Annotated in this window: 9 protein-coding genes; all 9 read left to right on the top strand. The window is 64.2% G+C overall.

Annotated elements, in window-relative coordinates; all coding sequences use genetic code 11:
- Positions 1–106: 106 nt before the first annotated feature.
- The 9 genes from JaAD80_RS16010 (at position 107) to JaAD80_RS15970 (ending at position 9979) form a co-directional block, all read left to right on the top strand.
- Positions 107–1720 (top strand): hypothetical protein, encoded by a 1614-nt coding sequence (locus JaAD80_RS16010; RefSeq protein WP_258003021.1) that lies wholly within the window; start codon positions 107–109, stop codon positions 1718–1720.
- Positions 1695–2606 carry a glycerophosphodiester phosphodiesterase family protein gene (locus tag JaAD80_RS16005; protein ID WP_258003020.1) on the top strand — a complete coding sequence of 304 codons (912 nt, stop codon included), beginning with the start codon at positions 1695–1697 and terminating at the stop codon, positions 2604–2606. The genes JaAD80_RS16010 and JaAD80_RS16005 overlap by 26 nt, the downstream gene beginning before the upstream one ends.
- Before the next feature lie 216 nt (positions 2607–2822).
- Entirely contained in the window at positions 2823–3848 is a 1026-nt protein-coding gene (locus JaAD80_RS16000; RefSeq protein WP_102295427.1) for a LacI family DNA-binding transcriptional regulator, read from the top strand.
- Positions 3848–5335 carry a sugar ABC transporter ATP-binding protein gene (locus JaAD80_RS15995; RefSeq protein WP_102295425.1) on the top strand — a complete coding sequence of 496 codons (1488 nt, stop codon included), beginning with the start codon at positions 3848–3850 and terminating at the stop codon, positions 5333–5335. The genes JaAD80_RS16000 and JaAD80_RS15995 overlap by 1 nt, the downstream gene beginning before the upstream one ends.
- Positions 5316–6323, top strand: coding sequence for an ABC transporter permease (locus JaAD80_RS15990; protein ID WP_102295423.1), 1008 nt, complete (start codon positions 5316–5318; stop codon positions 6321–6323). The genes JaAD80_RS15995 and JaAD80_RS15990 overlap by 20 nt, the downstream gene beginning before the upstream one ends.
- A gap of 103 nt (positions 6324–6426) precedes the next feature.
- On the top strand, positions 6427–7353 hold the full coding sequence (locus JaAD80_RS15985; protein WP_258003022.1) for a substrate-binding domain-containing protein: 927 nt from the start codon (positions 6427–6429) through the stop codon (positions 7351–7353).
- A gap of 95 nt (positions 7354–7448) precedes the next feature.
- Positions 7449–8501 (top strand): sugar phosphate isomerase/epimerase, encoded by a 1053-nt coding sequence (locus JaAD80_RS15980; RefSeq protein ID WP_102295420.1) that lies wholly within the window; start codon positions 7449–7451, stop codon positions 8499–8501.
- Between the two features lie 8 nt (positions 8502–8509).
- Positions 8510–9661, top strand: a complete 1152-nt coding sequence (locus JaAD80_RS15975; RefSeq protein ID WP_258003019.1) for a Gfo/Idh/MocA family protein — start codon at positions 8510–8512, stop codon at positions 9659–9661.
- A gap of 21 nt (positions 9662–9682) precedes the next feature.
- Positions 9683–9979 carry a 2Fe-2S iron-sulfur cluster-binding protein gene (locus JaAD80_RS15970; protein ID WP_258003018.1) on the top strand — a complete coding sequence of 99 codons (297 nt, stop codon included), beginning with the start codon at positions 9683–9685 and terminating at the stop codon, positions 9977–9979.
- Positions 9980–10078 lie beyond the last annotated feature (99 nt).

Here is a 10078-nt window from a genome sequence, read left to right as displayed (position 1 = left end):
GACGCGCCGGCCGCGCGCGCCGCCGACAGCGCATCGCGCGTGCCGGCCGCCATGAGTTTCCAGACGGAAGAAATCAAGCCCGTTGTTCTGGACTTGAGGAAATAAGATGGCCGCAAGTTTGCGCAGTCTGCAAATCCGGCAGACTTTGATCCTGATCGTCCTGACGATCGTGTATTTGTGCTTCGAGTTGGGCTTCAATGCCCGCCTGCTCGACGTGGTGGGTGGCAACGTCAAGCCGGAAGACGTGGAAGGCGTGGAGTTTTATGGCCGCAGCCTGTCGGGCATCGCCGCCGCGCTGGTGGTGCTGCAGCTGATGTGGCGCCGGCGCCTGAAAAATGGCGGCAAGGGCGGCAGCGGCCCCGGCTGGTTGAAGATCATCGTCTGCTGCGTGGTCACGGCCGGTGTCGTCTTCGGCGTGCTGAAAACCACGGTGAACGTGCTGGTCAATACGCGCGATGCGGAATTTCGCCGCATGGCCTTCAATACCACCTTGCTGCAGCGCTCGCTGGTAGGCGGCAGCTTGCAACTGCAGGGCCTGGTCGACGATCCCACCCTGTTCGCGAAACCGGAAGGCAAGTCGTTCCTGGCGCTCTTCCCCTTCCTGGCCGTGTCCGTCAAGCACCTCGATGAGCGCATGGGGCCGGCCAAGGAGCAATTGGTGCGCGCCAATGTGCGCCAGGTGGCCGGCGGGCCATCCGGCTACTATGACAAATACCAGGAGGCCATGCGCGAACTGGCCGGCAAGTGGGAATTGTATGCGGGCATCATTCCCGATAGCGATGCCGGCTTGCGCGCCAAGCAGCAATCGTCGTGGGAAGAATACCGCAACAGCCTGTCGCGGCGGGGCTGGCAGCCGCATTCGGTGCCGATGCGGCGCCAGGCGGCCGTGGTCAGCAATGTGCGCAAGAAAGTGCCCGTGCCCGCGAACTGGAAAACCGACGACGAGCGGGGCTTCCGCGCCGCCGTGAAGCGCCGCTACACGGCCGAGGCGGCCAGCAAAGGCGTCACGCTGCGTGGCGAACGCATCCCGCCGGGCCTGCCGTTTGCCGCCTTTGTCGCCCGACCGGGCGTGCAGGCGGAATTGCGCGACGCCTTGAAATTGCCGGCCGGCGCCACGGTACAGGCCGCGTATGCGAATCCGGCCGAGTTCGGCCGTCTGTTCGACCAGTTCCTCGACCGCCAGACGGCGGAAAAGCTGGTGGAGTACCGCGCCAGCCGCACGGATTTCGAGCCGGGCGGCAGGTTCTTCCACGAGGGCAAGGAAGCGGCGCGCGCCGCCATCGTGCCGCCCGTGGCCCTGTTCTTCTCGCTGCTGGGCGCCATCGGCCACTTCTCGAAATTGCTGTACCTGATCGCCACCGTCGTATTATTGCTGCTGGCCATGCGCCGTGGCGAGCAGGCCGGGGCCGATGGCCAGCTGAGCCGCCGTTCCGCCTGGATTGCCACGGGCGTGCTGGCGACGGCCTTCGCGGGCACCTGGGGTATCTTGTCGGTGCTCGACAATAACGTCACGCGCAGTGAGCTGTTTACGCAAATGCTGGACTGGACGCGCCAGCCCGAGCCCGACAGCACGCGCTGGAACATCGCTGGCAAGGCCATTCTCGCCAATATCACGCACGTGGTGGCCGTGGGCCAGGGCTACAGCTACCCCGTCAACGAAGCGATCCGCATTCATGTTTTGCAAGGAATTCACTATGGCTATCATCCGGGACAAAAATAAGGCGGCCGCGCTGGCCATGCTGCTGTGCATGGTCAGCACGGCCGTGCACGCCGATTGCCAGGGCATGAAGGTCCACGCCCACCGCGGCGCCGGCAATGCGCCGGAAAACTCGCTGAGCGCCCTGCGCAACACCTATTTCGGCACCTGGGACGGTGTCGAGACGGATTTGCAATTGCTGGGCGACGGCAACTGGGTCGTGCACCACGACCTGTTGACGGGCAGGGTGGTCGATACGGGCTCGCCCCGTACCGTGAAACAATTGACGGCGGACGACTGGCGCGCCGCCAGCATGAAGAACCGTGGCGTGGCCACGCCGGAAACGCCGCCCTTCGTCACCGATATTGCCGACCTGGCCACGGCCTTTCCCGGCAAGACCTTGAATGCGGAAATCAAGGATGTCGTGCCTTCGTGTGCGCCGATCGGCGCGCTGGTGGCGCAATTGCGCGGCGGCATCAAACACGGCAACTGGTTTTTGACCTCGGGCGTGCCGAACAACCTGGCATGCGCGCGCCGCGCCGACCCGCAGGGCTACCTTGGCTTGCTGGTGTTTGACGCGCGCAATGCGCAGGCGGCCGGCACCAACCGGGTCAGCCGTTACCTGGCGAAAAATGCCCGCGCGCCCAAGCTGGACAAGCCCTGGCTGCAGCGCGTGCAAAAGCAGATCGGCATGCCCGTTGGCGTGCACGTGGATGCGCGCAGCCTCGACGCGAATCCGAACCTGCTGGCCGACGCGGCCACCCTGAACATGCCCGTCTTCGTCTACGCCGTCGATGGCGACTCGGCCCTGGCGGCGTCCTTGCTGCGCGCCCAGCAGCGCAGCCACCGCTGGCCCAGCGGCGTGATTCTCGACGGCAATCCCGAGACCTTTTGCGGCATGCTCAAATAAGTTTTTCCCTGGTCTGTTGCGCGGCCATTTTGCCGTGCAGCAGACGCCATTCCCTTGCTCTGCACGGCAGCGTTTGCCAGTTCGCATCGGGCCGATTCTTGCGCCTTGCCTGTGCATTTTCTGCCTGTTTTTTGCGCACCGCAACATCGATAATGTTTGCATCAGGAGCGCCGCTGGCTTATAAATGTAATCGATTACATTTTATTGAAGAGCACCATGCCAGCAGCCGTTCCTTCGCCGTTACCGACTGAAACCGTCTCCATCAGCGCCGTTGCCGCGCATGCGGGGGTGTCGGTGGCCACTGTCTCGCGCGTGATGAATGAGCAGAGCGGGGTACGGGCGCCCACGCGTGACAAGGTGCTGGCGTCGGTGGCCGCGCTCGGCTACCGCATGAACCACCTGGCGCGCAGCCTGCGCACGGCCGAGAGCCGCATGCTGCTGACCATGGTGCCCGACGTGGGCAATCCGTTCTATGCGCAGATCGTGCGCGGCATCGACACGGTGGCGCGCGAGCATGGCTATTTCGTCTTGCTGTGCGACACGGGCGCCGACGCCGGGCGCGAGCGCTCGTATTTCGACTTGCTGCGCATGCACCGCGCCGATGGCGCCATCTGCCTCGATCCGGACACGGTGCAGCATGCGCTGTCGCATGAGTCCGCCAGCCTGCCATGGGTGGCGTGCTGCGAATTCGACCCCGGCGTGGCCGTGCCGTATGTCGGCATCGACAACCACCGCGCTGCGTCGGACGCCGTCGCGCATCTGCTGGCGCGCGGCCACACGCGCATCGGCCTGATCAATTCGGACGAGCGCTACCTGTACGCGCGGCAACGCCAGCAAGGCTACCTGGACACGCTGGCGGCGGCCGGCCTGCCCGTGCAGCCGCAGTGGGTGCACACGGTGCAAAGCCTCGACTATGCGGCCGGCACGCAGGCGGCGCTGGACATGATGGCGCAGCCCGATGCGCCGACGGCCATCTTTGCCGTCTCCGACACCCTGGCCATCGGCGTGCTGAGCGCGCTGCGGCAGCTGGGCAAGCGCGTGCCGCAGGACGTGGCCGTGATCGGCTTCGACGATATCGCCATTGCCGCGCAGATCGATCCCGGCCTCACGACGATTGCGCAACCGATGCGCGAGCTGGGCGAGACGGCGGCGCGCCTGCTGCTGCAACGGCTGGCGGACCCGGCGGCCAGTGTGCCTGGCGTGCTGCTGCAACACCAGTTAATTTTGCGAGGGAGTGCATAGTGAGCGTTGCCGTCGGTTTTGAAGGGGTCTGCAAGGATTTCGGCCCCGTGCGCGTCCTGCATGGCGTCAGTTTTACCCTGTCGCCGGGGCGCGTGTATGGCTTGCTGGGCGAAAATGGCGCCGGCAAGTCGACCCTCATGAAAATTCTCGCCGGCTACGAAGGCGTGAGCGAAGGGCAATTGCTGATCGATGGCCAGCCCCAGCGCTTTGCCAGTTCGCGCGCGGCGGAGTCGGCTGGCATCGTGCTGATCCACCAGGAATTCAACCTGGCCGAACACCTGACGGTGGCGCAAAACATGTTCTTGGGCCATGAAAAGACGCGCGGCTGGCTGTTGGACGAGGCCGCCATGGGGGAAGAGGCGTCGCGCTATCTGAAACAGGTGGGCCTGGACGTCTCGCCCGATACAAAAATCCGCGACCTCATCGTCGCCGAGAAACAGCTGGTGGAAATCGCCAAGGCCCTGTCGCGCCGCGCCCGCTTCCTGATCATGGATGAGCCGACCGCCACCCTGACGTCTTCGGAAACCCAGCGTTTGTTTGCCGTGATGGCGCAGCTGAAAGCGGACGGCGTGACCATCCTCTACATTTCCCACAAGCTCGATGAAGTCGAGCGCAACACGGACGAGGTCATCGTCATGCGCGACGGGCGTTTTGTCACGCGCGAGCCGACGGCCAGCCTCACGCGCCAGCAGATGGCGAACCTGATGGTGGGACGCGAATTGTCCGACATGTTCCCGGCCAAAGTGGCGCTGGCGAAAGACGCTCCCGTGTTGCTGAAAGTGCAGGGCTTGTGCGTGCCCGGCTGGGCGAAAGAGCTGTCGTTCGAGGTGCGCGCCGGCGAGGTATTGGGCTTTGCGGGCCTGGTGGGGGCGGGGCGCACGGAATCGTTCGAGGCCTTGCTGGGCTTGCGTCCGCGCAGCGCGGGTGTGATCCATCTCAATGGCCAGCCCGTGGATATCCGCACCCCCAAGCAAGCCATGCAGCACGGCATGACGTATCTGAGCGAAGACCGCAAGGGCAAGGGCTTGCACGTGAACCTGGGCTTGCGTGAAAACCTCACCATGATGACGATGGAGCGCTATGCGCGGCCGTGGCTCGATGTGGCAGGGGAAAAAGCGGCGCTGGCCAAGGCCGTGGCGGACTTCAATATCCGCACGGGCGACCTGGACAGCCGCGCGCGCATGCTGTCGGGTGGCAACCAGCAAAAGCTGGCGCTGGCGAAATACCTGCACTCTGACCCGCGTGTCGTCGTGCTGGACGAGCCGAGCCGTGGCGTGGACGTGGGCGCCAAGCGCGACATATATTTCCTGATCCACCGCCTGGCCGCCGAAGGGCGTGCCGTGATCGTGATTTCATCCGAACTGATCGAATTGATCGGCCTGTGCCACCGGGTCGCCGTGATGCGCGCCGGCACCTTGCAGGCCACCCTGTCTGCTGACCACCTGACTGAAGAGGAGTTGATTGCCCATGCAACCGGCACGCACTGATACGAGCGTATCCCCCCTGGCCCAATTCGGCGCGCGCATCAAGGGCTTTGGCCCCGTGCTGGGCCTGTTATCTCTGTGCATCGCGGGCACCTTGCTCAATGGCGACTTCGCCACTGTCGACAACCTGATGAACGTGCTCACGCGCACGGCGTTTATCGGCATCATCGCCGTCGGCATGACTTTCGTGATTATTTCCGGTGGCATCGATTTGTCCGTCGGCTCGATGGCGGCCCTGATCGCCGGCTGCATGATCTATTTCATGAATGCGCTGGCGCAAGGCGCGGGCGGCGACCTGGCGCCCATCACCATGCTGGTGCTGGGCATTGCCATGGCCCTGGTCCTGGGCGCCGGTTTTGGCCTGATGCATGGCTTGTTGATCAGCAAGGGAAATATCGAACCGTTCATCGTGACGCTGGGCACGCTCGGCATCTTCCGCGCAGTGCTCACCTACCTGGCGGACGGCGGCGCGCTGACCCTGGACGCTACCCTGTCCGAGCTGTACAGCCCCGTCTACTACACGAGCGTGCTGGGCGCGCCGATACCCATCTGGATCTTTCTGTTCGTTGCGGCGGCCGGCGCCATCATCCTCAACCGTACGACCTTTGGCCGCCATGTGCAGGCGATTGGTTCCAACGAGCAAGTGGCGCGCTATGCGGCCATCAATGTCGACCGGGTCAAGATTGCCACCTACATGCTGCTGGGCGTCTGCGTGGGCATCGCCACGGTGCTGTACGTGCCGCGCCTGGGCTCGGCCACGCCGACCACGGGCTTGCTGTGGGAACTCGAAGCCATCGCCGCCGTCGTCGTCGGCGGCACGGCGCTGAAGGGGGGAGAGGGGCGCATCGTCGGCACCGTGATCGGCGCCATCCTCTTGTCCGTGATCAGCAATATCCTGAATTTGACCAGCATCATCAGTGTCTACCTGAATGCCGCAGTGCAAGGCGTGGTGATCATCGCCGTCGCCTTCCTGCAGCGAGGCCGCAAATAAAAACACAGCGGCGTTCTGAAAGGGCAGCCAACGGGCGCCCACAACCTTGGAGGAGAGCAGCATGAAGAGCTTTATACGGGTAGCAGGGGTAGCAGTGCTGGTGATGCAGGCGTGGGCGCTGCCGATGGGGCACGCGCAGGCGGCGGAGAAGCTGGTAGTCGGCGTGGCCATTCCCACGGCCACGCACAGTTTTACTTCCGGCATCGTCTGGTGGGCGAACCAGGCCAAGGCGGAACTTGAGAAAGCGCATCCGGGGCTGAAAATCATCGTCAAGACGGCCGCCACGGCGCCCGAACAGGCGAACCAGCTGCAGGACATGTTGACGGTGAATAAGATCAACACCCTGGTGATCTTCCCCATCGAGTCGGCCTCGCTGACGCAGCCCGTGGCGCAAGTGAAAAACAAGGGCGTGTACGTGACGGTGGTGGACCGCGGCTTGACGAACACGCAGTCGCAGGATGCCTACATCGCCGGCGACAACACGGCGTTTGGCAAGCTGCCGGCCGAATACCTGGCGAAAAGCCTGAATGGCAAGGGCAATATCGTCGTGCTGCGCGGCATGCCGACCACCCTGGACAACGAGCGCTTTGACGCGTTCAGTGCCGTCATGAAAGGCCATCCCGAGATCAAGGTGCTGGACGCCAAGTACGGCAACTGGAACCGCGACGATGCCTTCAAGGTCATGCAGGATTATCTGACCCGCTTCAAGCACATCGACGCCGTCTGGGCCGCCGATGACGACATGGCCATCGGCGTGCAAAAAGCCATCGCGCAAGCCAAGCGCACGGACATCAAGCAAGTGTTCGGCGGTGCGGGCGCCAAGGGCGCCGTGAAAAAGATCATGGACGGCTCCGACCCGCTGATCGTCGCCGATGTGTCGTACTCGCCGAAGTTCATGTACGACGCCATCAAACTGACGACGGAAGCGCGCCTGAAAGGTGATAAATTGCCGGCCAACACGATCATCCCCTCGGTGCTGATCACGCGCGAGAATGCCAAGCAGTTTTACTTTCCGAACTCGCCTTTTTGATTTAAGTCATAACCCGAAGGGCAAGAATCCGGGGGCGGACCCTGAGGGTCCCACCCCGGCACTTTGCCTCAAGGGTTAATTTTTACAGGATACCCATGAAAACCATCCAGGGCCCGGCCATTTTCCTGGCCCAGTTTCTCGGCGATGCGCCGCCGTTCGATTCGCTCGAACACCTGGCGCAATGGGCGGCCGGCCTGGGCTACAAGGGCTTGCAACTGCCGACGGCGCCGCGCCTGTTTGACCTGGAACAGGCGGCGGCCAGCCAGCAGTATTGCGATGATGTGACAGCCTTGCTGGCGCGCCATGGCTTGCAGGTGACGGAACTGTCGACGCATTTGCAGGGCCAGCTGATCGCCGTGCATCCCGCCTACGACGCGCTGTTCGACGGCTTTGCGCCCGAACATGTGCGTGGCGATACGGCTGCGCGCACGGCCTGGGCCACGCAGCAACTGCTGTGGGCGGCTAGCGCCTCGCAGAGGCTGGGCTTGACGGCGCACGTGACGTTTTCCGGCGCGCTGGCCTGGCCGTATCTGTACCCGTGGCCGCAGCGCCCGGCGGGACTGGTGGAAACCGCGTTCGCCGAACTGGCCAAGCGCTGGCTGCCCATCCTCGATGCATTCGACGCGGCGGGCGTGGACCTTTGCTATGAGCTGCATCCGGGCGAGGATTTGCATGACGGCGTGACTTTCGAGCGTTTTCTTGCCGCCGTCAACGATCACCCGCGCGCCTCGATCTTGTACGACCCCAGCCACTTCGTGCTGCAGCAGCTCGACTACCTGGCTTTCATCGACATCTATCACGCGCGCATCAAGGCGTTTCACGTCAAGGATGCGGAATTCCGGCCCAACGGGCGCCAGGGCGTGTATGGCGGTTATGCCGACTGGCAAGACCGGGCCGGCCGCTTCCGCTCGCTGGGCGATGGGCAGATCGACTTCAAGGCGATCTTTTCCAAGATGGCGCAGTACGATTTCCCGGGCTGGGCCGTGCTGGAGTGGGAGTGCTGCCTGAAGCACCCGGAAGATGGCGCGGCCGAAGGGGCGCGTTTCATCCGCGAGCACATCATCCACGTGGCCGAACATGCGTTCGACGATTTTGCGGGTAGCGCGGTTGACCAGGATCAAATCCATCACTTGCTTGGCTTGAAATAGGAGACGACATGCAGCGACGTTTACGGCTGGGCATGGTAGGGGGCGGGCAGGGCGCGTTCATCGGTGCCGTGCACCGCATCGCGGCGCGCATCGATGACCAGTACGAACTGGTGGCGGGTGCCCTGTCGTCCGATCCGCAGCGCGCCCGCGACAGCGGCGCCGCGTTGCACCTGGCGCCAGAGCGCTGCTACAGCGACTACCGCGCCATGGCGCAGGCGGAGGCGGCCAGGGCGGACGGCGTCGAGGCCGTGGCCATCGTCACGCCGAATCACCTGCACGCGCCCGTCGCCACGGCTTTCATGCAGGCGGGCATCCACGTGATCTGCGACAAGCCGCTGGGCATCTCTCTGGCGGAAGGCCAGGCACTGGCGGCGCTGGCCGAGCAAAAAAACCTGCTGTTTGCGCTCACGCATACCTACAGCGGCTATCCGCTCTTGCGCCATGCGAAAGCCATGGTCGAGGCGGGCGAGATCGGTGAGTTGCGCCTCGTGCAAGTCGAGTATTCGCAGGACTGGCTGGCCGACGCGATCACTGCAGGAGGCATGAGCGAAGGCAACTGGCACAACGACCCGCTGAAAGCCGGGCCTGGCGGCACCCTGCTCGACGTGGGGCTGCATGCCTACCACCTGGCGCAGTTCGTCAGCGGATTGACGCCGCAGGCCGTGCTGGCGGAACTGTCGACGTTTGTACCGAACCGTAGCCTCGATGACCACGTGCAAGTGATGCTGCGCTATGCCAACGGGGCCAAGGGCACCCTGTGGGCCAGCCAGGTGGCGACCGGTTGCGAAAACACGGTGCGCCTGCGCCTGTTCGGCAGCAAGGCGCAGCTGGATTTCGACCAGGAACAGCCGAACCAGCTGTGGTGCACGCCGCAGGGCGGCAACCGCCAGCTGTTGCGTCCGGGCCGGGTCGACAGTGCGGCCGCGCGCCACGCCACGCGGGTGCCGGCCGGCCATCCGGAAGGCTACCTGGAAGCGTTCGCGCAGCTGTATCTGGATGCGGCCCTGGCCATCCGCGCGCTGCAGGCGGGCTTGCCCGTGCCCAAGGAAGCCAGCTGGTTGCCCACTGTCAACGATGGCGTGGCGGGACTGGCCTTTGCCGAAGCCGTGCTGCGCAGCCATGCGGCGGGTGCCAGCTGGACGGCGCTGGCGGACTGTTAAACTGGGCGCATGAGCACGCCCTTGACCACCCCTACTTTCACCATCACCGTCGTCCCGCAAGGCTGGCAATTCCCGGCCGAGGCGGGCACAACCTTGCTGGCCGCCGCCGAGCTGGCCGGCATCCGCCTGCTCAGCTCCTGCCGCAACGGCACCTGCCGCACCTGCATCTGCCATATGCCAGAGGGCAAGGTGCGCTACACGGTGGACTGGCCCGGCATCAGTCCCGATGAACGCCTCGATGGCTACATCCTGCCCTGCGTGGCCGTGGCGGAAAGCGATGTGTCATTGCAGGCGCGCGCCGTGCGCAAGCAGGCCTAGCGCCCGGTGAGATTGTGTGAGATTTTGGGCTGGTTTCCATGTTATAAAGATGGCCAGAGTTTCAAGTTCACCTCTATCGTGGAGGAAATGAAACGCAAC

The sequence above is a fragment of the Janthinobacterium sp. AD80 genome, assembly GCF_002878455.1.
GTDB lineage: Bacteria > Pseudomonadota > Gammaproteobacteria > Burkholderiales > Burkholderiaceae_D > Janthinobacterium.
This window is presented reverse-complemented; position numbering and strand designations above follow the sequence as displayed.

Coding starts and splice junctions, on each gene's coding strand:
- JaAD80_RS16010 (WP_258003021.1), top strand. CDS start 107: ATGGCCGCAAGTTTGCGCAGTCTGCAAATCCGGCAGACTTTGATCCTG.
- JaAD80_RS16005 (WP_258003020.1), top strand. CDS start 1,695: ATGGCTATCATCCGGGACAAAAATAAGGCGGCCGCGCTGGCCATGCTG.
- JaAD80_RS16000 (WP_102295427.1), top strand. CDS start 2,823: ATGCCAGCAGCCGTTCCTTCGCCGTTACCGACTGAAACCGTCTCCATC.
- JaAD80_RS15990 (WP_102295423.1), top strand. CDS start 5,316: ATGCAACCGGCACGCACTGATACGAGCGTATCCCCCCTGGCCCAATTC.
- JaAD80_RS15985 (WP_258003022.1), top strand. CDS start 6,427: ATGCAGGCGTGGGCGCTGCCGATGGGGCACGCGCAGGCGGCGGAGAAG.
- JaAD80_RS15980 (WP_102295420.1), top strand. CDS start 7,449: ATGAAAACCATCCAGGGCCCGGCCATTTTCCTGGCCCAGTTTCTCGGC.
- JaAD80_RS15975 (WP_258003019.1), top strand. CDS start 8,510: ATGCAGCGACGTTTACGGCTGGGCATGGTAGGGGGCGGGCAGGGCGCG.